28 protein-coding genes are annotated in these 24,875 nt (G+C 52.7%); 4 read left to right on the plus strand and 24 right to left on the minus strand.

Annotated features, from left to right (window positions below; genetic code table 11):
* Positions 1–365 precede the first annotated feature (365 nt).
* Positions 366–1,247: a nucleotidyltransferase-like protein gene (locus RSX24_RS23890; protein ID WP_236420579.1), complete on the minus strand. Its 882-nt coding sequence runs from the start codon at positions 1,245–1,247 to the stop codon at positions 366–368.
* Positions 1,248–1,368: 121 nt separating this feature from the next.
* Here RSX24_RS23890 and RSX24_RS23895 point away from each other — a divergent pair, with 121 nt between their 5' ends.
* A complete protein-coding gene (locus RSX24_RS23895) occupies positions 1,369–1,764 on the plus strand; it encodes a DUF2614 family zinc ribbon-containing protein (RefSeq protein ID WP_236420578.1) in 396 nt (131 codons plus the stop codon).
* 150 nt (positions 1,765–1,914) lie between these two features.
* Here RSX24_RS23895 and RSX24_RS23900 read toward each other — a convergent pair whose 3' ends face one another.
* The 17 genes from RSX24_RS23900 to uptA all read right to left on the minus strand — a co-directional run bounded on the left by RSX24_RS23900 (position 1,915) and on the right by uptA (position 15,405).
* Positions 1,915–3,675, minus strand: coding sequence for a glycosyl hydrolase family 18 protein (locus tag RSX24_RS23900; protein ID WP_438286880.1), 1,761 nt, complete (start codon positions 3,673–3,675; stop codon positions 1,915–1,917).
* Positions 3,676–3,762: 87 nt separating this feature from the next.
* On the minus strand, positions 3,763–4,188 hold the full coding sequence (gene perR / locus RSX24_RS23905) for a peroxide-responsive transcriptional repressor PerR (RefSeq protein WP_236420576.1): 426 nt from the start codon (positions 4,186–4,188) through the stop codon (positions 3,763–3,765).
* A 165-nt stretch (positions 4,189–4,353) separates the two neighbouring features.
* Complete coding sequence (locus tag RSX24_RS23910) at positions 4,354–5,766, minus strand: DUF4097 family beta strand repeat-containing protein (protein WP_236420575.1); 1,413 nt, start codon at positions 5,764–5,766, stop codon at positions 4,354–4,356.
* Between the two features lie 24 nt (positions 5,767–5,790).
* Positions 5,791–6,384 carry a hypothetical protein gene (locus RSX24_RS23915; protein WP_236420574.1) on the minus strand — a complete coding sequence of 198 codons (594 nt, stop codon included), beginning with the start codon at positions 6,382–6,384 and terminating at the stop codon, positions 5,791–5,793.
* A gap of 153 nt (positions 6,385–6,537) precedes the next feature.
* A complete protein-coding gene (locus RSX24_RS23920; protein WP_236420573.1) occupies positions 6,538–7,248 on the minus strand; it encodes an MgtC/SapB family protein in 711 nt (236 codons plus the stop codon).
* Positions 7,249–7,278: 30 nt separating this feature from the next.
* Positions 7,279–7,746 (minus strand): GNAT family N-acetyltransferase, encoded by a 468-nt coding sequence (locus tag RSX24_RS23925; RefSeq protein WP_236420572.1) that lies wholly within the window; start codon positions 7,744–7,746, stop codon positions 7,279–7,281.
* 104 nt (positions 7,747–7,850) lie between these two features.
* Positions 7,851–9,290: an Asp-tRNA(Asn)/Glu-tRNA(Gln) amidotransferase subunit GatB gene (gatB, locus tag RSX24_RS23930; RefSeq protein ID WP_236420571.1), complete on the minus strand. Its 1,440-nt coding sequence runs from the start codon at positions 9,288–9,290 to the stop codon at positions 7,851–7,853.
* 26 nt (positions 9,291–9,316) lie between these two features.
* The gene (gene gatA / locus RSX24_RS23935) at positions 9,317–10,774 is read right to left on the minus strand and encodes an Asp-tRNA(Asn)/Glu-tRNA(Gln) amidotransferase subunit GatA (RefSeq protein ID WP_236420570.1); all 1,458 of its coding nucleotides are present in this window, start codon (positions 10,772–10,774) and stop codon (positions 9,317–9,319) included.
* A gap of 28 nt (positions 10,775–10,802) precedes the next feature.
* Positions 10,803–11,090, minus strand: coding sequence for an Asp-tRNA(Asn)/Glu-tRNA(Gln) amidotransferase subunit GatC (gene gatC, locus RSX24_RS23940; protein ID WP_236420569.1), 288 nt, complete (start codon positions 11,088–11,090; stop codon positions 10,803–10,805).
* Between the two features lie 176 nt (positions 11,091–11,266).
* Positions 11,267–11,650, minus strand: coding sequence for an ATPase (locus RSX24_RS23945; RefSeq protein ID WP_236420568.1), 384 nt, complete (start codon positions 11,648–11,650; stop codon positions 11,267–11,269).
* A gap of 149 nt (positions 11,651–11,799) precedes the next feature.
* Positions 11,800–12,018: a sigmaY antisigma factor component gene (locus RSX24_RS23950; protein WP_236420567.1), complete on the minus strand. Its 219-nt coding sequence runs from the start codon at positions 12,016–12,018 to the stop codon at positions 11,800–11,802.
* Positions 12,011–12,352: a YxlC family protein gene (locus tag RSX24_RS23955; protein ID WP_236420566.1), complete on the minus strand. Its 342-nt coding sequence runs from the start codon at positions 12,350–12,352 to the stop codon at positions 12,011–12,013. The genes RSX24_RS23950 and RSX24_RS23955 overlap by 8 nt, the downstream gene beginning before the upstream one ends.
* Positions 12,349–12,882, minus strand: coding sequence for an RNA polymerase sigma factor SigY (sigY, locus tag RSX24_RS23960; protein WP_236420565.1), 534 nt, complete (start codon positions 12,880–12,882; stop codon positions 12,349–12,351). The genes RSX24_RS23955 and sigY overlap by 4 nt, the downstream gene beginning before the upstream one ends.
* A gap of 143 nt (positions 12,883–13,025) precedes the next feature.
* Complete coding sequence (locus RSX24_RS23965) at positions 13,026–13,289, minus strand: hypothetical protein (RefSeq protein ID WP_236420564.1); 264 nt, start codon at positions 13,287–13,289, stop codon at positions 13,026–13,028.
* 291 nt (positions 13,290–13,580) lie between these two features.
* Positions 13,581–14,213, minus strand: coding sequence for an MBL fold metallo-hydrolase (locus RSX24_RS23970; protein ID WP_236420563.1), 633 nt, complete (start codon positions 14,211–14,213; stop codon positions 13,581–13,583).
* 6 nt (positions 14,214–14,219) lie between these two features.
* A complete protein-coding gene (locus RSX24_RS23975) occupies positions 14,220–14,789 on the minus strand; it encodes a thioredoxin family protein (RefSeq protein WP_236420562.1) in 570 nt (189 codons plus the stop codon).
* A 1-nt stretch (position 14,790) separates the two neighbouring features.
* A complete protein-coding gene (gene uptA / locus RSX24_RS23980; RefSeq protein ID WP_236420561.1) occupies positions 14,791–15,405 on the minus strand; it encodes an undecaprenyl phosphate transporter UptA in 615 nt (204 codons plus the stop codon).
* A 161-nt stretch (positions 15,406–15,566) separates the two neighbouring features.
* Between uptA and RSX24_RS23985 the strand changes: the two genes are divergently transcribed.
* The gene (locus RSX24_RS23985) at positions 15,567–15,914 is read left to right on the plus strand and encodes a dehydrogenase (RefSeq protein WP_236420560.1); all 348 of its coding nucleotides are present in this window, start codon (positions 15,567–15,569) and stop codon (positions 15,912–15,914) included.
* Between the two features lie 254 nt (positions 15,915–16,168).
* Here RSX24_RS23985 and RSX24_RS23990 read toward each other — a convergent pair whose 3' ends face one another.
* From RSX24_RS23990 to yyaC, 5 genes are all read right to left on the minus strand, one after another.
* Positions 16,169–18,502 (minus strand): O-antigen ligase family protein, encoded by a 2,334-nt coding sequence (locus tag RSX24_RS23990; RefSeq protein ID WP_236420559.1) that lies wholly within the window; start codon positions 18,500–18,502, stop codon positions 16,169–16,171.
* Between the two features lie 187 nt (positions 18,503–18,689).
* A complete protein-coding gene (locus RSX24_RS23995; RefSeq protein ID WP_236420558.1) occupies positions 18,690–19,946 on the minus strand; it encodes a class I SAM-dependent methyltransferase in 1,257 nt (418 codons plus the stop codon).
* Between the two features lie 210 nt (positions 19,947–20,156).
* The gene (locus RSX24_RS24000) at positions 20,157–20,846 is read right to left on the minus strand and encodes a DUF6483 family protein (protein ID WP_236420557.1); all 690 of its coding nucleotides are present in this window, start codon (positions 20,844–20,846) and stop codon (positions 20,157–20,159) included.
* Positions 20,847–20,999: 153 nt separating this feature from the next.
* Complete coding sequence (locus RSX24_RS24005) at positions 21,000–21,791, minus strand: alpha/beta fold hydrolase (RefSeq protein WP_236420556.1); 792 nt, start codon at positions 21,789–21,791, stop codon at positions 21,000–21,002.
* 107 nt (positions 21,792–21,898) lie between these two features.
* Entirely contained in the window at positions 21,899–22,441 is a 543-nt protein-coding gene (yyaC, locus tag RSX24_RS24010) for a spore protease YyaC (protein WP_343261989.1), read from the minus strand.
* A 154-nt stretch (positions 22,442–22,595) separates the two neighbouring features.
* Here yyaC and RSX24_RS24015 point away from each other — a divergent pair, with 154 nt between their 5' ends.
* Entirely contained in the window at positions 22,596–22,820 is a 225-nt protein-coding gene (locus RSX24_RS24015) for a DUF1128 domain-containing protein (protein WP_236420554.1), read from the plus strand.
* Positions 22,821–23,007: 187 nt separating this feature from the next.
* Here RSX24_RS24015 and RSX24_RS24020 read toward each other — a convergent pair whose 3' ends face one another.
* Positions 23,008–24,018 (minus strand): asparaginase, encoded by a 1,011-nt coding sequence (locus RSX24_RS24020; RefSeq protein ID WP_343261990.1) that lies wholly within the window; start codon positions 24,016–24,018, stop codon positions 23,008–23,010.
* Between the two features lie 168 nt (positions 24,019–24,186).
* Here RSX24_RS24020 and RSX24_RS24025 point away from each other — a divergent pair, with 168 nt between their 5' ends.
* Complete coding sequence (locus RSX24_RS24025; protein ID WP_236420552.1) at positions 24,187–24,870, plus strand: phosphatase PAP2 family protein; 684 nt, start codon at positions 24,187–24,189, stop codon at positions 24,868–24,870.
* Positions 24,871–24,875 lie beyond the last annotated feature (5 nt).

Here is a 24,875-nt window from a genome sequence, read left to right on the forward strand (position 1 = left end):
CGGTTTTCATACAGTCATACGACATGTACCAAAAACCTTCGCATTACTCACTCGTTGTTCAGTTTTCAAAGATCAAATCATTGATATGTTTCTCATTTTCCTCACCGCTCATTTTCGGCGGCGACTTAAATAATATATCATATCTTCTGTTTTTTTGTCAACAACTTTTTTTTCAGGAGTTGTTTTTTGATTCTGTTTCGCTCACTTGTTTTCAGATACAAGCTTTTAGCGGAACGAGATATAATGTATCATATCCGACTAATTTGAGTCAATACTTTTTATTAAAATATTTAACCACGTGTAAAACATACAAAAAAGGAAGGGTCTCCCCTTCCTTTTCATACGTTATGCAGTCCGGTAAACGATCAAGTTTCGACCCAATAACGAATCTCCCGACCATTGCCTTCAACGATCGAAGGCCATCCGGCCGACTCTTTGACCATGGACCGGAACACGAGCTTGCGCAAAATTAACGGAAGGTCCTCAGCTACAAATTTAAGTTCCGGGTGATGCAGCAGCTCATCCATGCACCAGGGTTCCCTGCGGCTTCGCAGTACCCGCAAAAGCAAAGCCGAACAATCCATCATTTTGGACATGACGGAAAATTCGCACGCCAGCAAAGCCAACTCCACACGTTGCTCCAGCGTTTCAGAGCTGACCGTCATTTCCTCATACAGTTTCCAAAGAGCCCGATCCAGATTGCGGACTTGCGTCCATACCGCATGGTCAGGATACAACCCTTGTTCAATCAGCACGATTCTGGCCCAGTTACCAAGAGCTTCAAGGACGTTATAATACGCATCAACCACATGACCTTCCTGAATGTACCGTTTGGCTTCAACATACATCCGTAAAAAACAGGCGAACTCATGAAGCAGCTTCTGCTCCTGTAGTTTCGGACCGAAAGCCAATAATTCCTCCCTTAATGCACTCAATGTACCGTCCGATTCCCAAATGATGTCTCCATCAGTCAAACATTTCAGCAGATTGTTGTTCTCTCCCGTAATGATACTGCTTTTAAGTTCATGCAGCCCTGCATATACGATTTGGTAACGAAGATCCCCCGATTTGTAATGGCCGATTCTGGAAGCAATCTCTTCCGTATCGCACACAACCAATACTACCAATTCGAAATCCTGAATCAGGGAGCCGTGGAATCGCTCTCCCGAGCGTGAATAGGCGATGGCCCCCACTGCTGCCGTCCCTTCCGATTGACCGGACAATAAATCCATGTTCTTTAATTCCACGATTCCCTCCATACATTCATGGCGGACTAGCGCCAAGTCAGTTATAATGTAATTCTACATCCAGACTGAAGTTTCCTTCTTTTCCAGGTACGATACTACTCATACGATGGGAGCATTTTTTATGGTTTTTAAAACGGCTAAAATTAATGCTTTTCGCACTTGGGGGCTGCTGCTTACCATGTTAGGCATGGGACTAATGGTACTGGGAACCGCCGGCATCGTATTCTGGGGACATGCAGGCAAAATCGTGGCAGCCGTGGGTCTCGTCATCGGGCTTGTTGCGATGGTTGCGAGCGTGGCCATCTACTTTTGGGCAGGAATGCTCTCCACAAGCGCCGTTCAATTGGAATGTCCCGAATGCGGCAAACTTACCAAAATGCTTGGCAAGACGGATCGGTGCATGTTTTGCCACACCATCCTCACACTCGATCCGGCGAAGGCCAATACTCACCCAGTACTGAAAGCGCCTTCCACAATGAGCTCAGGCAGCCATTCCCACACGGAGCCACACACCTGAGCCGTCCGATTTCCAATCAGCTGACAACTTAGATATGCATACAAAAAGCCCGGCTGTTATGCCGGGCCTTCCTTTTTCTCATGCCGCAACTCTGCCAAGCGGCGCAGTACATCTCGGTTCAGATTAAATGATAAATGATTCCAACAGACTTTATTTCGTATAACCCGCCTTTTGAAGGGTCTCCCAAGCCGATGCATTTGCAAAACTTCGGTTCCATGCAGCCACGCCGCCAAGCTTCAGTTCGGCAATCAAATCCACCCGGGCCTGAAGGGAAACTTGATCCTCGATCCATATTTTCTTGGTTGCATCCTCTTCTTGATACTCCACATAGTTCTGCCCGCTCTCTTTGTCGAGCTTAGGTTTAAGCTTCTTTTCCTTGATCAGTTCCTGCACGGTATCCATGCCAACAGCCTTGGACGAAACTTTAACCTCTCCGTTCTCGTCCTTCTCCTCGGTCCAAATGCGCGTATATAAAGGAACTGCCATAATCAGTTTTTTCGAAGGAACTTCGTCTTCTTCAAGAATGCGTCGCATCGAGGCTTCCGTCCACGGAAGCGAAGCAACTGAACCTGCCTCCGGACTTGCAGCCCAATGCTCGTCATAGGCCATAACGACAATGTAATCCGCGTATGCGCCAAGCGCACGGCGATCCAGGAAGGCAGACCACATTTCGCTATTGGATTTTGGCGTTACGTCGACGGACAGCATCAACCCATGAATTCGAGCCATCGCTTTGATTTCCCTTACGAACTGGGTCACGTTAGGTCCGTCCACCGTCTGCACGTTTTCAAAATCGATGTTGATTCCATCAAGGTGATACGTTTGCGCGTATTCCAACATTTGCTTAATGATATGAGTGCGTGTCTCGTACGTGGCCAGAGCCTTTTTCGTGATCTCGGGGTCAAAGCTGTTGTCCATCAATCCCCATACTTCCATCCCTGACCGGTGAGCCCAGTTGACATAGGTCTTGTCCGCTTTGCTGCTTACGCTGCCTTCGCCATCCGTAATATGGAACCATGTCGGACTGACCACATTAACCCCCTGCATCCTGCCGATCGAGCCAACGTCAGGTTGGCGATTGTACACTGCTTCCCACACCAAATTGACGGGTTTGGTCTTCCACTTTTTCTCCGCCGCCGTCGGAGTTGACTTCGGCTCATCCACCGTCTTTTTCTCCGTTAGCGAGACATGATCATTATCGACATATCCGGCATATCCATTATCCGTTTGTACAAAGCTCTGTTCTGTTCCGGTGCGCCATACGCGCACGCGAATGCCGTTCTGCAGATCCGCAATGATCGGAGATCGCTCTTCATCGCGTTTGTACATCGGAACCGTTGGGTCTGCCTTGGACGACTTTGCATCGATCGTGGCATATTGGATCGTTTCTCCTCCACGCATCAGCAGTACCGCACCAGTGGAGGAATCCTCCTGCACAGCAATGCCGTACACTTCCTTCAATGGTTTTAGCGGAATATACACTTCATTACCTTCCGCCTCCGGAGCAACCGTCAGGGGGTAGTTTTTGTGGTTCAGCTCCGCCTGAGTGCTGCCTTCCTTCATATGCAGAACGCGTTCTGGCGATGCAATGATGATATCTCCCGTGTCCGCTTCGTAACGAATGCCCGGATCCACAGCTTCCTGCAGAACCGTGAGCGGCAGCTTGAGCTGATCTCCCGCACCCGAAGCCTCTTCATCCATCAGCTGCCCTTCGACAAATATAGGCTGCTTCATGCCGACCCAATCCGGATCTTCGTGAAGCTGATTTAACCATAGATTTGTAATCAACCAATATGCGCCTCCAGCGACCAAACAAATCCCCAACAAAACAGGCAAGACTGAGCCCCGCCTTTTTCGACGTGTATAGCTGTTTCTTCTACTCAAACGTTTACCTCCGTTAGTGTAACTCATTCCTATGTCATGCATGAATCGTCCGTGAACAAACAAAAAACGTGTAGAATCCAATCGAATTCTGCACGTTCATATTGTAATTCATCTCTATTGTGCCCTGCAACTCTTACAAACCCCATATACTTCCAGCCGATGCCCGTGGACTTCAAATCCCGTGCTGGCTTCAGCCTGACGCTCGACACTGTCCAGATATGGATGGCTGAAATCTTCTATCTTGCCGCATTTATCGCAGATGACATGGTAATGATCCGTCACGTTGGCATCAAAGCGACTTGAATTGTCGCCGTATGTCAACTCTCGGACCATGCCCGCTTCCAAAAACATCTTCAAATTATTATATACAGTCGCCACGCTCATACTGGGAAATTGGGGTTCAAGCGCACGGTAAATTTCATCGGCTGTCGGATGCCCCATCGATTCCATCAAATAATTCAATATGGCATGACGCTGGGGTGTAATACGGACACCGGTCGTTTTCAGATGCTCCAACGCATGTTGGACTCGTGTTCCCATAAAACCCACCGCCTTACCTTTCGTTCTCTCAGAGAGAAACGAATTTCGCCGTTTCCTCATTCAGAGTTGATTCTTGGCCAGTTGAACGGCCACGATCTCTCCAGCCATGTTAACTTGCCTTATTTTCATTGTACGGCGATACCAAGTTTATTGTCAACGCGACGGTTACAGAACTTCGGACGAATCACCTTGGGAATTTTGCCCGTTTTCCCCGTTCGAATGGCCTTCGTTATCCGAGGTATCCTCTCCTCCGAGATCAGGCTCATCTTCTCCCGGCAATGGAAGACTAGGGTTACGATTAATGGCGAGGTCGCTATTGCCCTCGATTTTGACCGTATATTCCCCTTCGCCAAGCTGCCCTTCAATCGTCTTGTTCCGCACCTTGAACGGCAGGTCTGTCCGTAATTCTCCATAGCTGCTTGATCCGCTAAGGCTGTAATCGCCTTGATGAGGCAGCAGAATATTGATGGCCCCCACCGCGCTGTAAACGTCCCAATCCCCGCCGATCTTCGTCGAAACGATATTGATGCTGCCGTTCAGCGATTGCGCTTTGACGCCCAGATTGGCCCCGTCCATCGTGATGTTCCCGTTCCGAGTATCCGCGATAAAGCTGCCCGTTGAATTCGTGATGCTAATGCTCCCGACTTGCGTGGTCAAGTCCACGTCCCCCGTAATGTCGCGGGCCTTCATGTCCCCCCGGTTGCTGTCCAGATCGACATTGCCGATGGCTCCTGCCACGATCACGTCCCCATTCAATGTTTTTCCGGAAATATCGCCTACTGCGTTGTTAATACGAATTCGACCATTCCCCGTTTCGGCCGAAATGGTGCTGATGGCTTCCGCACGGTTCAACAATATCGCCCCGTTGGATGTCCGGATATCCAGATTGAATCTCCGATCTTCCGGAATCGTAACGGTCAAGTTCATTCGCGGCTGGGTCTTTTCGTTCTCTCCATAAGCTTTCCCCGTTGCCGTAATATGAATAACCTGTGTACCTTCCGCCGTGACGAAAGAAGCATCGGCCACCGCCTTGGCCTGTACCTCCGTCGTTTGATCGACCCAAACTACCGTGCGAATTTCGATCGAATCGGTATCGCCCCGCTGCAGCGAAATATCCCCGTTCACGCCTTGAACGACGACATCGGACGTCTCCATGCCTACCGGGACCCGGATGGTCCCTTTATCCTGCATATACCCTGCTGCAGCGCTGTAATCCATGGAAGCCGCTCCCAGGTTCAGGCTGACCCTGTTCCACAAATGCATGTAATGGTCCTGCTCAGTAACGATGAACACCACTGCAGCCAAAAGCAGCGACGACAAAATACCCTTCGCATCCGGCCGAAACCGCATTTTGGCCTTCACTGCATTCTCCGCGCCCGACACGGATCGGCTTCGTCCCCGCATAAGCAAAAACAGCAGTATGTATTCTAAGCCTAAGGCCACCAGCAGCAGCGGCCACCAGTCTACCATGCCGTAGAGATAATCCGTTCCCGATTGTTTATCCATAATCAGCAGTACGCCCACGACAATGAGCAAAGCGGCGGCCGTATAGCGGCCGACCCGAATTTTGCGGTTCATTTCATTCCCTCCTTGCCCTGCCTGCTACAATTTCTTTCTCTGCAGCGTGGTCCAGATCTCGCGCCCAAACAGATTCAGCCCGGTCACGATCATCAATACGGCAAATGCATACCCACCGTACATGCCAATCAAATCTTGAAACCAGCGAGGCCTGCGAAAAAACATGACCATAAGCGCGCCGCCAACGACCAGCAGCAGGCCAAACGATATGCCTTTTTCCCACATCATCAATGCTTCGACTGCGGTTCGCTCCTTACTCCCGGCTTGGTCCAAATCCGGCGGGACACTTCCCTTGCGCTTGCGTAACATCACCCGATCCGCAGACTGCAGCACGTCAAACACGTTGTAGAAGTAAAGGACGGGAATGAAGAGCGCGAGCAGAATCAGCAGAGGAACATTGATTTGTATGCCGACGGACGAAAAATACACCAGCGCCGACAGGTCGAGCATCACCAGCATCATATACGTCAGTCCCCTTAAATAGAGCCGCAAATACAAATGGCCCAGTCCTGGAACGATTGCACTCATCAGTCCGGCCACAAATTTGTGGGTTCTCACCCGAACCGCTCTTGTCGGCCGTCTTTTAAGCACCATTTTTGCCCGATGCTTTTTCTTCAAACGATCTAGCTCCTTTCGCGATGGAGTGTCCGGTTTCTTTTTTCAAGCGTTTGGTTAGATAGTACCCTAAACCGACATTCGAGTAACTGGCAAAAATATGGATGAATCCCAAAAACCCCTGTGCCCATAAGGCCTGAAGGGGTTCGATTTTATTTATTCCACGGAAACTTTGGTCATATGTTCCCACCGTCTCAGTTTCGTCACCAGCTGCACCGTATCCAAATCATGCGGCATGTAAACATGCAGCACAATTTCGATTTTGCGCTCCACCGATACCACCTCGGAAAAGGCCAGCTCCTGCTCATTGACCGTGATCTTGCGTATTTTGATTTTTTCCTGTTCCAAGAACGAGGAAATCTGCTCGAGGCATCCGGGCTCGGATAAAGTATGGAGCGTAATGACATGCAGCTTGTTTCCCCGAATATACCTGAGCTCCAACTTGTTAAATACCCAAAGGTTCAACAACACCAGAACCGTGGAAATGATGGAGGCAAAAAAGAAGCCCGCTCCCGCAGCCAGCCCGATGGCTGCCACGACCCAAATCGAAGCTGCCGTGGTCAGACCGGTAATGGACTTACCGGTAAACAGGATCGTTCCCGCTCCCAGAAAACCGACGCCCGTAATCACGGCCGTTGCCAAACGCGCCGGATCGATGCGCACGTTTATTTCATTCGCAAAATCTTTAAAGCCATAAATGGAAAGCATCATAATCAGCGCCGATCCGAGGCAAACTAAAATATGAGTTCGCAGGCCGGCGGCATGATTGGAGCGCTCGCGTTCCAATCCGACGAGGCCGCCCAGCAGCATGGCAAGCAGCAGCCTCAGCAAAATGTGCCATTCGTCAATAATCCAGGGATTGCCCAAAAGCGATAGTCCTCCTCCATGTCATTAATGTCATTCATCTTTATTCCTGTGAAAGGTCTTTAATTCCACGCCTGGGGCAAGCTGTACACGATCCACGGGGACAAAACCAAACTTGCTGTACAGCTGCACCGCAGGTTCATTCAACGTTCCGGTAGATACGATGTAGCGCGGATATTCCGGATACGTTTCAAAAATATGCGCAATCAGGGCAGAGGCGATTCCTTTGCGAAAATAATCCGGATGAACCATCATCCGCGTAATCGTAAGGGCATCTTTTTCCTCCTCGGCCACAGCGATCGCCCCGATCAACTCCCCATCGGAATCCATGTATCCGTAAAAACTCTCCCCACACTGCTGCAGCGTTTCAAGCGTATCCATTAACGGCGGAATTTCCTTAAATCCGATCATTTCCGCTTCCAGCCGGTAAGCCACATGCTGTAAACGCCATAACTGACCCAACTTGTCCGGGTCATTCAATGATATCGATTCGATGGTCATGTGAAGCTTCTCCTTTCGCATTAACGAGTGAGCGATGCCTGCAATACAAAAAAAGAAGGCTGTCACAGGGACGAGCCTCCTTCTGTTTGACCTCTCCCGAAGGATTAACGGTTCAGTACGTCTGTAAGCAGTTTGTTCGCCAAGCCAGGGTTGGCTTTGCCCTTGCTCTCTTTCATGACCTGTCCGACCAGGAAGCCGATGGCCTTCTGTTTGCCGGCCTTATAGTCCTCTACCGATTGGGGATTATTCGCAACGACCTGTTCCACGATGGCAAGAATAGCACCTTCGTCGCTGATCTGCACGAGCCCTTTCTCTTCAACGATTTGCTGTGGAAGCTTGCCGCTTTCCAGCATTTCCTTGAATACGGTTTTGGCAATTTTGCTGCTGATCGTGCCCTTTTCCAGCAAGCCGATCATTTCTCCGAGCCCTTGGCCCGTAAGCGGGACCTGGGATAACTCCAGATTGTTCGTGTTCAGGTAACCGAGCAGATCGCCCATGATCCAGTTCGAAACGGATTTGGCGTCTTTGGTGTAGTTAAGGCTGTCTTCGAACAAGTCCGCAACCGCTTTGGACGAGGTAATGACCTCAGCATCGTAGCTCGGCAAACCGTAATCTGCCGCATAACGCGCTTTGCGTTGGTCCGGCAATTCGGGAATCGAAGCCCGGATGCGCTCTTTCCACGCTTCGTCGATGTGTATTTTCACCAAATCCGGGTCCGGGAAGTAGCGATAATCATGCGCTTCTTCTTTGCCGCGCATGGTCAGCGTTTTTCCTTGGGCTTCGTCCCAACGGCGAGTCTCCTGCACCACTTCGCCGCCATCGTCCAAAATTTCCGCCTGGCGGTATTCTTCGTATTCCAACCCGCGCTGCACGCCTCGGAAGGAGTTCATGTTTTTCAATTCCGCACGGGTTCCCAATTTTTCCTGACCGTGAGGGCGCAAACTGATGTTGGCGTCGCAACGCATGGACCCCTCTTCCATTTTCACGTCGGACACTTCGCAATATTGCATGATTGCACGCAGTTTCTCCAAATACGCGCGCGCTTCTTCCGGGGAAGAAATTTCAGGCTCGGAAACGATCTCGACGAGCGGGGTTCCCACGCGGTTGAAGTCGACCAACGATGCATAACCGCCGTCCACGTGGGTCAATTTGCCTGCATCTTCTTCCAGATGGAGACGCGTGATGCCGATTCGTTTCGTTTCGCCGTTCACTTCGATATCGATCCACCCGTTCTCGCCAATCGGCTGATCGAATTGGGAAATTTGATACGCCTTCGGCGAATCGGGATAGAAATAGTTTTTGCGGTCGAATTTGCTGACATCGGCAATGGTGCAGTTCAGCGCCATCGCTGCTTTCATCGCATAGTCGACCGCCTGGCGGTTCAGCACAGGCAATACGCCTGGATGTCCGAGACACACCGGACAGGTGTGCGTATTCGGCGGAGCCCCGAATTCCGTGGAGCAGCCGCAAAAAATTTTGGATTGCGTGTGCAATTCTACGTGGACTTCAAGTCCAATGACGGTTTCGTATTTTGATGCGGGCATTTCTCTATTCCTCCGTTCCGGTCAGTCTACAGCTGCGGACGCTGTTTGTGATATTCCGTATGTTGTTCAAACGCATGTGCAACGCGCAAAACGGTCGTTTCGTCAAACGCTTTGCCGATGATCTGCAATCCAACAGGCAGCCCCTCGGAGAAGCCGCATGGGATGCTGACGGCAGGCACGCCAGCCAGGCTGACAGGAATGGTCAAAATGTCGTTGAGGTACATGGTCAACGGGTCGTCCACCTGGGTACCCAGTTTGAACGCCGGCGTAGGAGCCGTAGGTCCGATCACGACGTCGTATTTTTCGAACACGTTGTCGAAATCCTGTTTGATCAGGGTACGCACCTTTTGCGCCTTCAAATAATACGCATCGTAATAGCCGGAGCTGAGCGCATACGTGCCCAACATAATCCGGCGCTTCACTTCCGGACCGAAGCCTTGGCTGCGGGATTGGTGGTACAGGTCCAGCAGGTTGTCCGGATTGTCGGCGCGAACGCCATAGCGAACGCCGTCGAACCGCGCCAGGTTGGAGGAAGCCTCGGAGGAAGCCAGCAAATAATACGTGGCTACCGCATATTCGGTATGAGGCAGCGATACCTCTTCCCAAGTTGCGCCGAGCCCTTCCAGCACCTTCAACGCCTCAAGCACGCGTTCCTTGACGTCAGGGCTTACGCCTTCGCCGATGTATTCTTTCGGCACCGCGATGCGCAAACCTTTAACGTCGCCGGTCAAGGCGCTCAAATAGTCGGGAATGTCCACGTTCGCGGAGGTTGAATCTTTCGGGTCATACCCCGCAATCGCTTGGAGCACATAAGCGGAATCCTCGACGTTTTTGGTGATCGGTCCGATCTGGTCCAGCGATGAAGCAAACGCCACCAGCCCGAAACGGGATACCAGCCCATAGGTAGGCTTCAATCCGACCACGCCGCAATACGATGCAGGCTGACGGATGGAGCCGCCGGTGTCCGACCCCAGCGTAAAGTAGGCTTCTCCCGCAGCCACGGCAGCAGCCGATCCGCCGCTGGAACCGCCGGGCACGCGATCCAGCGCCCACGGATTGCGCACAGGAGCGAAGCTGGAGTTTTCGTTGGAACCTCCCATGGCGAATTCGTCCATGTTCAATTTTCCGAGCGTTACGGTGTCGGCCGCTCTCAATTTTTCGACAACGGTCGCGTCATATACCGGGTCGAAATTGCGCAGGAATTGGCTGGCACACGTCGTGCGCAGTCCGTTCGTCACGATGTTGTCCTTGATGCCCACAGGCAAGCCAAACAGCAGACCTCTTTCCCCGCCGCTGACGAGTTGATCGTCCAGCTGGCGTGCACGGGAGCGAGCGCGCTCTTCGTCCAGCGTCAGGTATGCCTTGACCTTTTCGTCATGGGCACCGATGTTTTGATAAGCCTGTTCTACCAGATCGCTGACGGACAACTCTTTCGCGTTCAGCTTGTTATGTATTTCAGGCAACGATTGTTGAAATAAACTCACGTCATTTTTCCTCCTTCCGGTTTATCCGCTATTCCATCACGGCAGGCACTTTGAATTGCCCGTCTTCTTCCTCAGGTGCGTTGTGCATAACCTTCTCGATCGGCAAGCTACCCTGCACCTCATCTTCGCGCATCACATTGCTGACATGCAGAACGTGGGTTGTTGGTTCAATGTTGTCCGTATCCAACTCATTCAGCTTCTCCGCATATTTCAAGATGGCATTCAGCTGTCCTGTCAGCAGCTGTTCTTCTTCTGCCGTCAAGTTAAGCCGGGCCAATCTGGCCACATGCTGAACGTCGTTATTCGAGATACTCATGTTTCGGATGCCTCCTTCATTCGCTCAACTTTCCGGAACCGCCGATGCGGCTCGCCCGTTTAACGGGCTAAAGTCCCGTGATAACTTTTTTCATTATAGGTGAGTTGGTTCGACAATTCAATGCAAATGCCCGGACTTTGGAGCTAATCAAAAAAGAGCCAGCTTTCGCCGGCTCCTTAAATCCATGCACGCAGGTTAACCTGCTTTATAAAATCCGCCTGTGACATCGTTTCCTTCGCGGTTTCTTCTTCCTCTTCCACAGCTTGAACGTCTCCGTTCATCAAATAACGGAACAGCTTCTCGTTGTGTGTCGCAAGGGCGTAATCGATCAACGCTTCACGCTCAACCTTCTCCGCTTCCTGTTTCAGCAGAACTTCTTCCAGATCTACGTCGCCGGAAGGAACGAAAAAGTTCCGGTTCACCTGAGGCACGCGAAGCACGTAGTCAAACGCATTGTCCGGGTTCCGGTCATAAGCGATGATGAATCCATATTCCCCCACAGGAAGATTTTGCTCAAACGTATCCGCGACAATGATTACCTTTTCTCCCAATCGCAGCATCGTCTAACCTCCTGGTAGTCTATCTTTATATATTGTGGTCTGTCTAGTCTACTAGAAAAGAATAGCGATGTCTACGATTAACGGCATGAAACAAATCATTTGTGTAAAATCAATATGCTTCCTTTGTTACCGTGCAAACCATAACCATGTCATCTTTTACGTGTTTTCTCTTTCCGGACAACCACAAACCAGTAAACAACAAGCGGGGTCGGAACCCCCGTAATCCCCCACAATCCCCACAGCCACGGGAAACGTCCCCGTTTCCTTGCATCGGTGAACATCCACGTGCCCTGAAGCAGCAAAACCAAACCAATCAGGCCAAGCCATATTGGCGGCACTTCGTTCAATGAATAATGCAGATCATTCATGACGCATCTCCTTCCGTTGTCGGCGCACAGCCCAGATGATGACGATCCCGATAGCCAAACCCGTTCCGACAGCCTGAATGCCCAGATAGAAAATCGGTGCGGATTGGAACAACATGACCCCGGCAGCAAGTACAAGCAATGCCAAGATCCAGAACATGATCAACTCCAGCCGGTTTGCCCGTTTTCTCATTTGTCGCCGTTCCTTGACCTGAGCTGCCAACGAGGCGATTGAGGGAATATTCGTAGGCTCATATGCATCATCCAATATTTTCAACTGCTGCTGCAGCTGCTGCACCAGTTCGAGCTCTTCCTTTTCACTCGATCCACTGCTCATGATCCCTCCATCTCCTTCCTCAATTGACGAAGTCCGTAAGCTGTACGCGACTTGGCCGTCCCAGACGGAATACCCAGCATATCCCCGATTTCATCGTATCCGTACCCGTAATAGTGCTTCAACAGCACGGCGATCCGATGCTCCGGCGATAACCGGGTCATCGCTTCCATGACATCCGTCCACGTCTCGTTACGACTCTCGAACTGCCATCGCAATTGTCTCGCAACCTGGTCTTTGGCCAATTTCAGCCAGTTCTTCTCCCTTTCCCTGCGCCTCGCCTTGTCGATATAAATCCGGGTGGCAATCGTAATCATCCAGGATGAAAAGGCTGACGTACCATCATAACGATGAATGTTTTCCATGCAACGAATCATCGTATCCTGAACCACTTCTTCTGCCGCATGCGGATCCATCGTCACTTTGATGATATATTTGTACACAAATGCATAGTGGCGCTGCAATAGTGACGCAAGGGCAGCGTCATCGCCTTGTGCGGCTCGGAGCGCTTCCTCCAGTTCCGCTGTTTTCATCCGGCATTTCACCTGCTTCCCGTTCAATCTGAAAGATAATACGATGGACGTACTCCAAACGTTCAAATGAAAAAAACTCCATGCCGCATCAAAATAAAGCGGAAGAAGGTCATCATGCGACAATTTCCCGGGCAATCAGACGGCTATCTCCTGTGCTGCTGCAGCCTGTCGAACCACGGCTGACCGTGCGCTCCTTTATGCAGCAATCGACTTTTCCAAATATTATGTCTGAATTCAAAATGCTCATTCTCTTTCTGAATACGCTCAAGGTTATGTAAGGATGTTGTTTCTAAATATGCCTGTCTCTCGATATTTTCCATACGCCTTTGATCGACGGTCTGCCGCTTGCCCTTGAACTCCAACCGTTCTTCTCCATTGGACGACGGAATGAAACGTATGATCTCCACCTCCCGCTCCCTCCCCTTGCTCATTTTTGAATGAATGCAAATGATTGCTGCCCCGGATACCGACTCTAAGTCTCCCCAAAAATCGCCATAAACAAAAAAAGAACGCAAACCGGGTAAAAACCACAGTCTGCGTGCTTCGCGAGTTAGGGTGCTGCATATTCAAATACTTCAGTGAAGTGATGCCTTAACGCTTGTAACAACTAATAGCTATTCTAATGAAAAACATGTCGTTTGTCCAGACTTTCTTGCCTATTTTGTCCGATTTTTTTCAAACGGTACAAAACAATCCTTTCATCTTGCGGACACGTAAGGATTAAGCTGTTTCTCGTATCCGATCGTCGTTTTGGGACCATGGCCGGGAAATACGACAACCTCATCGGGAAGGGTGTACAGCTTGTTCTGGATGGAATCGATCAGGTCCCTCTCACGCCCGCCGGTCAGGTCGGTTCTGCCAACGCCCATTCGGAAGAGCGCGTCTCCGGCAAACAGGTCATTACCGCACAACAGGCTGACACTGCCGGGCGAATGGCCAGGCGTGTGATACACCCGGAACGTATGGCCAATCAGTTTCAATTGCTGGCCCTCAGCCAGTGCGTATTCAGCAGGCTCTGCAGAAATGGGCGGCGTGACCTGCGGCCAATTCAGTGATCCGTTTAATTTCGGAGTCGTCAGCCACTCGCTCTCCAAGTCGTGCAAATAAACCGGGCAGCCCTTCGCTTGGCGAATCTCTTCCACGCCGCCGATATGGTCGAAATGTGCATGCGTCAGCAAAATGGCTTCAATTTCAAGATCCTTGATCGCTTTGACCAAGGGAGCAGGATTCATGCCGGGATCAATGATGACCGCCTTCTGCGGATCTTCTCCCTGCAACAAATAGGCATTGGTCTGGAGCGGACCAAGGTTAAATGTACGGATGTTTAACATATCGGCTCAGAAACCCGAAATCAGTTCACGCAGCTCACGCAAAATGGCTGGGTGCGACTCCGATCCTTCCCCGTAACGTTTGACCATTTCCTGACGGGCCACGGCCATCTTCTCCTGGTAATCCGCCGCTTCGCGATCCGGATTGTTGCGTTTGAACTCCACCATCACTTCTTGAACATGCTGCGGGCGGGGACCCCACTGTCCGAGCACATGCCCACCGGTATCGGCAAAAATGACCACAGGCACGGATCGGCCGCCCATCGTCAGAAATTCGTCCATCACTTCCGGATGGTTTTCCATAATCAGCACCTCGGTCGGCACGCCGGAAATTTCGAGCGCCCTGAAAACGACCGGAATGTTGCGAACGACGTCACCGCACCAATCCGCGGCCAAAATCAATACACGAAGATCGTCCCGATGGTTGAGACTTTCAAAAAACTCGCGGTCCTCCTCGCTCGGCCATGCAAAATGGTCGTAATTCGCCTGGAATTCGCTTTGATTCTTGGTCATTGCGTCAATGAACTCCTGAGGTGACAGGCCTTTGCCAAACTTGTGAGACAGGTTAGGTTTTGCCATGTTAGACACTTCCTTTCTTTTTGCGTGTATTCATCCATTTGATCAGGAAATAAACAATCATAAGACCCAGGGCAACGAGCAGAATTGGAGTCACATAAGGCGCTGCCGTTTCATCGATATCCTTCCATTTGTCGCCAAGGACCATTCCCAAATATATAAACAGTACGGACCAAGGTATAACAGCCAGCGTGGTGAGCAGGATAAATTTGCCGACCGGCATTTTCGATATGCCTGCCGGAATGGAGATCGCATGTCGTACGACAGGCACAAACCTTGCCGTAAAGATCACGCCCGTGCCGTACTTGCGGAACCATTCCTCGGAATGGTCGATGTGTTTTTTCTGAATCAGTATGTATTTGCCATAGCGTTCAAGTACGGGTCTACCGCCATAACGACCGATCCAGTAGATAAACAGCTGTGCCACCACGCCGCCAACCGTGCCAAAAATGACGGCTCCCAGGAAATTGATTTGCCCCTGCGACACGAGGAATCCCCCGTAGGCCAGAACGATTTCGCTCGGGATGACTTCCAGCATCAGCCCCAGCATGATTCCGAAATATCCAAGACCTTGAATCCAGTCGAATAATTGACCGACAATGTTATGAATTACGTCCATCTCGACCCTCTTTCTTTATTCAGTATGGCGGTGCCTCAGACACCATGAACGACTCGTTCCTATCTTATCACAGGGTCGTGTCCTCTTGCCATATTGCCGGCTGCCGGTTGTGTCCCATGAGGAACGATCCGCATATGGTATCGTGAAAGGAGCGTGGAGCGATGCAAGCCAGAACGAAACCCGGACATCCGCCTGTCAAACATCGTACACCCGGCAAGCAGCTGCCTTCCGCAAGAGGAATCCGCAGAGCATGCAGCAAAGAGCTGTACCGGACCGCCAAACGGTTGAAAACATATATCTCTCCCGATCTGATGCAGCAGGCCGAAGAACTCTACTACAAAAAGGTCATCGAGAATTTGCTGTGGATCGGAGAAAACAAGGATAACCGCAAATTGTTATGCGAGTGGTGGAATGAAAACGTCTGCCCCGATATCGCCGCCCTATGGGAAACGGAGGAGGCGCCGCTGCAGGAAGCCTTTCGCCAGGCATTCGGAGGATATCGCCTATAAGCGATACACACAGCCAAAAAAACTTGCGGGTGTTGCGAACCGCACTTCGCATTCCCGCAAGTCAGTTAAAGAGAGCACTTCGTGATCATGTCTTTGCCGTCAAAAACAAAACTTGCATCGTTGATAGAGTACACTTACATAAGCTTTCAATTTCTATCCATAGGGGCTCAGGAAGAAGTAACTGCCCCACTCTCGCTAATTTGGAAACGTTCGATCCAGCGTTCTGATGCTCTTTATGGCAACGACGATAATACCTAGCGCATGTCTGCCATTTTCCAAGTCGAATATTGATTCGCTGCCAGCTGCCGCAGCTGCTCTCCATACATCCGCGCGACTGGTGTCACTGCGAACGAGCGATCGTTTCGTCCTCCTTTTTCCTTCACCTTCTCGACCTGCCATAGATAATGCTCGTACATTCGAACCCCCATGGCCGCACTGTGCCTTGAACGATCCTCCAGACCCAGTGCACGTTCCTGCTTTGCGGCCTGATCCATCCAACGCAAAGCGGATGTCCGAAGCACGGAATCGTACCGGTTGTTTGCAATGGCCCGGGCGAAAAACGAAGCTGCCCTTTCCCCCTCCCCGGAAACAGCGGCGCATCTCCCTAACTCGTAAAGCAGCCGCCAGTCGCCCGAAGCATGGGACAGGCTGTATTGCAGTATATCTTCTGCCTGGCGGACTGGAACGCTTCTGGCCAGCTCCAGGGCAAGATCCGGCATGAACGGGTTAAGGCGCAATGCCGAGAGCAGCGCCTCCCGGCGCATCCCCGCATCGTCTTGGTCCAGTGAAGACCATGCTTGACGATACTGCTGCCCGGCCGAGATATGCCGACCGACAAGCATGCCCGTACCGCCAAGCCACAGCAGCAAGGCGAGCAAGGACGCGACCGCCGGCAACAACGGCTGGCCTGTGCCTGGTCGTCCGCTAACGCTCCGAGACTGCCCGTTTCTCATATCTGGCGCTGCGCTCTTGCGTTCAGCTGCACTCGCCCAAGCCCCAAGCCAAATAAACAGCATCCAGGGCAGCGCATAACTCCAGTCGAAGTCCATGGCTCCATGCAGGATAAAGACCATGAAGGGCGGCACCCAACGGGCCGCGCTGCCCCGAACGCTGCGCAGGGTAAGGCATATCCAGCCGAACACGAGCAGCAGTCCGATCAAGCCCGTGTCGAGGGCAAGATCCAGGGGACCGCTATGCACCTCGCCGCCCACGTACGGCGAGGTCTGGATGGCGCGATATCCGTAGCGCCACGTCTCTCCGCCGTGGCCGGCCCAAGGGGCCGCGGCCCAGTGTTTCAGGGCATCCCGCCACATTTCCAGGCGGGACAAGCCCGTGCCCGCGCCGGCGGCGAATCGCCCGGCGACGGAGCCTGCGGCCAGCGCTGCGGCGGATGCGCACGCCAGCGCCGTGGCCGCCAAGGCGGCAGCGCGCGCCCGTGCGCCGCTATGCCGCAGGCGGTGCAGCAGCAGCGTGCCCAGCAGCGCTGCCGCCCACGCCCCGGCCAGCGCGAGCAGGCCGGGCAAAGGCGCAGGCGCCAGCTGCGCGGCAGCCAGCTGGCGGTACAGCCAGGCCGCGCACGCGAAGGGCGCGGCTGCGGCCAGCAGCAGCGGCAGGCGGGCACCGCGCCGCTGCAGCCCCCAGGCGGCGACCGCGGCGCAGCCGGTCGCCAGCCAGGCGCCGCGCGACTCGCTCAGCAGGAGCGCGAGCAGCGCGGGCATAAGCGGCAGCGCTGCCGCGAGAAGCCGCCCGGCCCGGACAGGCCGGGCGAGCACCGCAGCGGCGGCAGCCAGCCGCTCAAGCGCGTACATGCCGACGACGGCACCGTACGCGTTCGGGTACTGCAGCAATCCGCCGAGCCGGGCGCCGGCGAAGCTTAGTTCGGGGTCAGCGGTGCGCATGACCCCGCCGGGCAGCGGCAGCATGCCGCACACGGCCAACAGGCCGCTTAGCACAAGCACGCCGCCTGCCAGCTGCCAGCCGCAGGCAAACCAGCGCGCGCCGTGCGGCTGTCTGGCCAACATGGCGGCCAGCAGCGCAAAGGCGGCCAGCAGGCTCCAACGGAACATCTCTTCCACGCTCCCCTGCCTGTTTCCGGGGCCTAACCATGCGTGCAGCCCGAACAGCATCGCCAACGCCAGCGGCCAGAGAGAAGTGCGCAGTTCCGCAGAATACATCCACGCCATGCACTGCTGAGCAAATGCAGTCCATTTCAGCTTGCGTCCAGTCCGCTGTCCGCAGCGTCGCATTTTTATCATGCCTTCGTTCACCGAAGTGGCAGCCATGCAAATGATCGTGCCGGCAAGTATAACGATCAACAGCTCATTCACATCTGCCGAAAAAAACAATCCATGCTTCAGGCAAGCAGCCACCAATATTGCGCAGGTCATCCCTCCCAGCAACCATAGGTTAAAATGCTGCAGCACTCCCCGATCCCGTCCCATAAAGAGCCTTCTTCTCTCATCAGCCCCCGGCCGCATCCCCGTCACCTCCTTTTCTGCCCTCATCCAACGCCTGCTCCAAAACCAAAAAGGCGGAAGCCCTGATACAGGGTCTCCCGCCTTATGTCGATAAGATTTTGCTGCGTCCATAAGACGCGTCTGCTTTAACATGCCAGATGGCCAACAAACGATGCTCATTTTTCGCGATGCAGGACCCTTTTCCCAAGTATGCCCGCATTATCGCCGCGATAGACGATGACCGATAAGATTCACCGCTTCTCCATCCTCGCCCCGGCTCATTCCAATGAGATTCCAATCGGCCGAATGCCTTGATGGTCTAACAGTGGTCGCAGCTTCCCGCCTCGGGTTTGCGCTTGCCGGATTCCGCGTCGTCCGTAATCTTTCCCGGTTTATTCCCACCGTCACCGGGCAACAAATCGGCGCAGGCACGCTCCAAATACGGGTCTGCATGAATGAAATCGCGGAATGCCGTATACTCGCTCCACAACGCCTCCGTCTGGCCGGCTTGTCCGCGGACGGCGCGAATCAAGATGTTTTTCGGCGTATGCTCCATATCGATGAATTCGAGCAGCTGCGTTTTGTACCCAAGCAGGTCGAGCAGTTTGGCCCGAATGGCATCAGTCGCCAGCGCCGAGAAACGTTCCTTCAGGATGCCATGCGACAGCAGCGGCTCCATAACGGGAGCTTCGATCTGGTTAAACAATTCATGCTGGCAGCAAGGCACCGACAGAATGACTGAAGCGCCCCAGCGAACCGCCTTTTCGAGCGCAGCATCCGTAGCCGTGTCGCAGGCATGGAGCGTGACGACCATATCGACTTCCTGCAGTTCGTCATAGTCGGCAATATCGCCCACCAGAAACTTCAAATCGCCGTAATGCAGACGTTTGGCCAAATCATTGCAGTGCTCGATTACGTCCGCTTTCAAGTCGAGGCCGATGATGCGCAGCGACCTGCGCTGCTGAATCGACAGATAATGGTACAGCGCAAATGTCAGGTACGACTTGCCGCAGCCGAAATCGACGATCGTCAGCGGCCGTCCTTCCGGCAGATGCTGGATCACGTCCTGCACCATTTCGAGAAAACGGTTGATCTGCCGGAACTTGTCATACTTGCGGGCCAGCACGCGCCCTTCTTCGTTCATGATGCCAAGCTCCACCAGGAACGAAACGGGAATGCCTTCCTCCAGCACATACTGTTTCTTTCGGTTATGCGACAGGTTCGCCGCTGTTTTGGACGGGGATTTGGTCAAAATGGATACCTTATATTTTTTGCTGATCAAAATCTGATAGTCCGCCTCCACCGTGCAGAGCATCCCTTGGCGGAACGTCTCCTCGCACAGTTGAATCATGCGTTCCTCCGCCTCGTCCGGCGTCAAATTTTCATGCAGCACTTTATTGCTATGATGAAATGCGAATTGATAATGCAGCTGATTTTTAATCGACACCGGCTTGACCTGCACTTTGGTAAACGACACGTTGTCTCGTCTGCGCAGCTGGCTCCAGGTCGCCGTGATCAGCGAATTCTGCTCAAAGATGTCATGTATTAGATTTCGCAACGAATCCACGGGGTACATCTCACTTTCGGTTTGGTTTGGTCAACCGTTACCATACCATAATTCCGTTTCCTCTCCAAGTGAAGACCGCTAACAGCCCGCCATGGCAAAGCATTCCGTTTCATCAAGGATGCTCAGGGCGCCATGAACGGTTGTATAGCTCGGGTCGGCCCGTTTCAAGCTCGCTTGATCCAACTTGGGCAGTCGTTCATTTCTCCCGCATAACCTTCCTTACTTGTGCAGCTCGGCGAGTCCCTCTTCCACTTCGTCCCGCGGCAAACCTCCGTTCGCCAATTGTTCATCCTCAAGCTGAATCAAGCGCTCATAAAATGCGATCACGTCGCCACGATAATCCTGCGGCAGTTGTTCCTGGGAACGAAGAATGCGATACCAGCTGTTCTCGGCCAGATCAAACTTTCCCTGATGTTCCCGATATAATGCCAACTGTTTTTCTGTCTTTGGCGGAAGTGCATATTCCTTCGTTTGCTCCAGAATGGCCTCAACCCGTTCAGGTGCGTCCAGCAGCTTTTTGTCCGCACCATGATTCAAGGCATACAGATAAAAATGGAGAACTTTCATGAAACGGATCCATTGTTCATCCTCCGCATCCCGCCGCTCCTGATCATCGATGCCCTCCACTTTGGCCTTTTCCCCGAAAATATGGGCTTCTTCTTCGATCAGCCGTGCCGCTTGTTGCAAATTATCGACTTCTATGACACCGCGAAAGCGGAACATTTCGATCACGTCATCCACCGGAAGGGAGTTCAGCAGCGAAGAGTTCATGCCAAACTGCCTCCGCAGCAATTCATCCAGTTCGGTCAATGCCTCCGTATGTTTGCGCTGTTGTCTAAGCGTAAATGCTTTGCCGATTGCCTCGGTCATTTCCTCCATCATACGGAGCAGATAGTCTTTCCTGAACATCGCGCAGCCCCCTCGTCCATCCCTTGTTCATAATCCGAACCCGACAGGATCGGTCCTTGGTCATTATTGTAATTCATGATTTGCCAAAAAGCCAAAGCCCCCGCAAACCCTTCAAGGGGCTGCGGGGGCTAAGTCAAGCAAATAGTTGCTATTTTATCGGGAAAGCCCTGACATAAATTGTTTAATGACCTGAATCAATGATTCGGGGGCTTCGTACATGCTCATGTGCCCGGCTTCGGCAATGACGTGCTGAACGATATTAGGCTTATCGCTCGTAAACATCCGCTCGGGCGGAACGACGGCATCCTTCTCGCCGGCGACCAGCAATACCGGAAGCGACGCAGCCGACAGCACATCCCTTCGGTCCGGACGCTCCCTCATCGCCATCGCGGCTCCGGCTGCGCCTTGGGGAGGGGTTCGATAACCGATTTCTTTAACGCGCTGAACTTTCTCCGCAAACGACTTGACGTGCTCTGGCGCAAAGAGCCCGGGAACAAGCCCGTCCACGAAGCTTACAATCCCGTCGTTCCGAATCGTCGAGACGGCGCGCAGCCGCTTCTCTTTGGCCTCTTCCCCGTCCGGATATGCGGTGGAATGAACCAGCCCGAAGGCTTGCAGCCTCTCCGGATGCTGCTCGGCAATGGCCAAGGTGACATAACCGCCCATGGAATGGCCAAGCAGGACCGCTTTCTCAATATGCAGCTCGTCCATCAGGCCAAGTACATCGTTACCCATTTGTTCAATCGTATAGGGCCCTTCGGGAGCATCGGTTGCGCCATGTCCACGAAGATCGGGTACAATACAACGATATTGGCGTGCCAGCTCGGGCACCACTTCTTCCCAATAGGATGAGCTGCCGCAGAAGCCGTGCAGCAAAATAAGAGCCTCGCCTTCTCCCTGATCGGCATAACTTATCTTCGTCCCATGACATATCACTTGTTCCAATGTTCGTTCCTCTCCTTCTGCGCGTATCGTTTATGACATCCATTATAACCCATTTCCATGTATTCAAGCTGTTAATCATTAAGCCCCTGAAGGAACGGATGAAACAGCTAACGCCGTCTCGCAGCATCGGCTGCCGCTTCGGCAATCATTTGGGCCATGCCCATGACCAGGTGAAGCGAAGTCATCTGCAGAATTGAATAGGGCCTGGGACCATTCGCATTGACGACGGCCGCAATGCTGTATTGCCCAACCGGTGGCAGCTTTCCGCCAACCGACTCGGCCGGAAGCAGCGGTTGATCCGAAAGAAAATAGGTATTTATCGCCTCTCTTGGTCCCAAGCAGGCGTCAATCGCAACGATGGCATGATTGGCCGGAATCAGAGCCAGTCTTTTTTCCAGCGTATCGGCATCACAAGGAGATGCCAACGTTCCCACGACATGAGCCATCCCGCGTTCGGCGAGATAGGTTCCGGTCAACGGCCCGAGAGCATCCCCTGTGGAACGATCGGTTCCGATGCACGCAAAAGTGACCTCATCCGGTGGATGCTGCTTATAAATATCGCTGAAAAAGAAGAACAGCTCGTTCCCGGGCACTCCCTTGCGGGGATTCCGGCCCTGTCCGCGAATCCATTCCCTTTTATACGTAGGCACTACGCTTCTCTCCTTTGCACATGCATGTTCCGCGATGTTTGTTCTGCCATCCATTGTAACCGAAGCCCGGTTTCGCCGCAAAAGCATTGGCCTCCGTCAGCACGTCATGATACAATGACAAGAGCTTTCGATACGGAAGGGATGAACAATAACGATGGATCTGACGCAAGCGAGTGCGGAAAATATCGAATATATGATTGAAGCGATCAAAAACAAACTGCGGATGGCCAGCGGAGCTGCCATGCAGGCCTCTGCCTTCCCGCTGGACAAGTATGAAGATTTGTTTGACCTGTACGAAATGGTCATGGGCAAGGAGCATTTGAGCATCTCCGAAGTGGAGGCCGTTGCGTCCGAGCTCGGAAAACTCCGCAAAGCCTGATCGTACCGCACCATTTTCTCACACGATCACAAAATGAGGACCTGTTCGCCCCTTTTATGGGCAAACAGGTCCTCTTGGCATGCAGCGGGGTGCTCAAAAGCAGGAGCATGCTGCTGCGATCAGCAAAAATTTGAACGTTCGTCCGGTGTTTCAACCCTCCCCGCCAAGCCAGCTTTCGATTCTTGCCTTATTTCAGGCCAGTCAGCACAAACTCGGCTTCCGCTCTGCCAACGATAGTCCCGGCGTCATTGCGGATGTCTAATGGGTATGCTTCTGACAGACGGTCGAGCAGCTTAGTGTTGGCATAGCCGATTTGCCGCAGGATGGACTGGACAATCCATGCCCATTCTTCCTCGGAGCCGTCCAGCACCTTAAACGTGATGCCCAGTCTCTCCTTCTTAAGCGCAAAGCCAAATACGCCTTTGAATCCGCCCTTGGCTACGATGTTCTCGTCTTCCAGCAGTACCGAATCCACGCGATCGGTTCCACCCACCATCAATGGATGCTGGTGCATGGCCAACGTGATGGTTTCCACGGCGCGCCGGGTCGCTTCATCCTTGATCAGGTCGGGACAGGCCAGCTTCAAGTATGCTTGGCCGAGTGCCGACAGCGGCAGCGAAAATACCGGAAAGCCGCAGCCATCCGTCCCCAATTTGATGTCATGCTGTTCAATGCCGGCCAACTCGGACAGCGTCTGCAAAATTTCGCGCTGCACAGGATGTTCGGGCTCGGCATAGGTGCCCAGATCCACTTGTTTCATCTGGCTGTACCCCAGAATTCCCAAATGCTTGCCTGAGCAATTATGCAAAATCCGCCGTTTTTCTCCCTGATTCCGCAACCATTGATTCCGGCTCTCTTCATTCAATGGATAGCTTGGGGCGCAAATCAGGCATTCCTCGCCCAGACCGATTTTGTGCGACAATTGCCCCAACACCTGGATGTGTTCAGGCTCTGAGCGATGGGAAGATGCCATGATGGCGATCTCGCGGCCACTCAGCCCATAGTGTTCGGCCATTCCCGCCCGGATTCCCGGAATCGCCTGAAACGGCTTCGCCGACGAACGGGTAAATGCTCTGAAATGAGGATCGCCCGCCGAGTAAACGACCCGGCCATTCTCATCCGTGATGCTTATGTGTCCATAATGGGCGCATTCCATGACGCCGGCCCGATATTCTTTAATCAACAAAGCACTCTCCATGCGAGTCTCTCCTTTATGCTTTCGTTTCATCTCTGCTTTGCGTCTAAACGCCGCATGGGATATCTTTAGATAGTATAGTACAAATGCGCCGTTTTTACAGTTTTTTTGCGATACCGCACCCCGGTGCCGGGTAACATTTCTCCATTCGACATCAAAGGAGGCGTCACCATGCTCCGCAAAATGTATGCATTTCCGTCAGGCTCTTCGTTTCCGCTGCTTCTATGGGGCGTTTACGCCATTGCTGCCAGCTCGCTGTCCGTCATCTTGATCGCCGCGATCGGAGCCTTGTTGGGAACCGAAACCATTATGAGCTGGGACAATCGCATCCAGCAGCTTTTGTACTTGCATTCGGAATCCCGCCTGCGGCTGCTTCCAACGATTTCGTTGATCAGTTCCCTTGGTTCATTCAAGATCACGACCGTGATCGCAATCGTGTTATTTCTGCTGTTCTTTGGAAAACGCACAGCCCGGTTCCTCATTTATGGATATGCGGTGTTAGGCAGCTTTGCGATGATGTGGATTTTAAATACGGGGCTCAAGTCCATATTTCGGAAAGACAGGCCGGAGCTTGAACATCTGTCGACCGTAACCGGATTCAGCTTTCCGAGCGGACATGCCATGATCGCCATGGGATTTTACGGCATGCTGTTCATCATCTGGGCCATTGAACGCCAGAGGCAGTCCAAAAGCATCCTCCTGCCCATCGCCTGCGGAACGACCTTCATTGCATTGCTTGGATGTAGCCGGATTATGCTGGGTGTTCATTTTCCGACAGACATCATGGCCGGTTATGCTGCCGGACTGGCATGGATGTTGTGCATGACGCAAGGGATCAAGCGGTCACTGTCCTAATCCAT

The organism is Paenibacillus hubeiensis (assembly GCF_032334105.1).
In the GTDB taxonomy this organism is placed as follows: Bacteria; Bacillota; Bacilli; order Paenibacillales; family Paenibacillaceae; genus Paenibacillus; species Paenibacillus hubeiensis.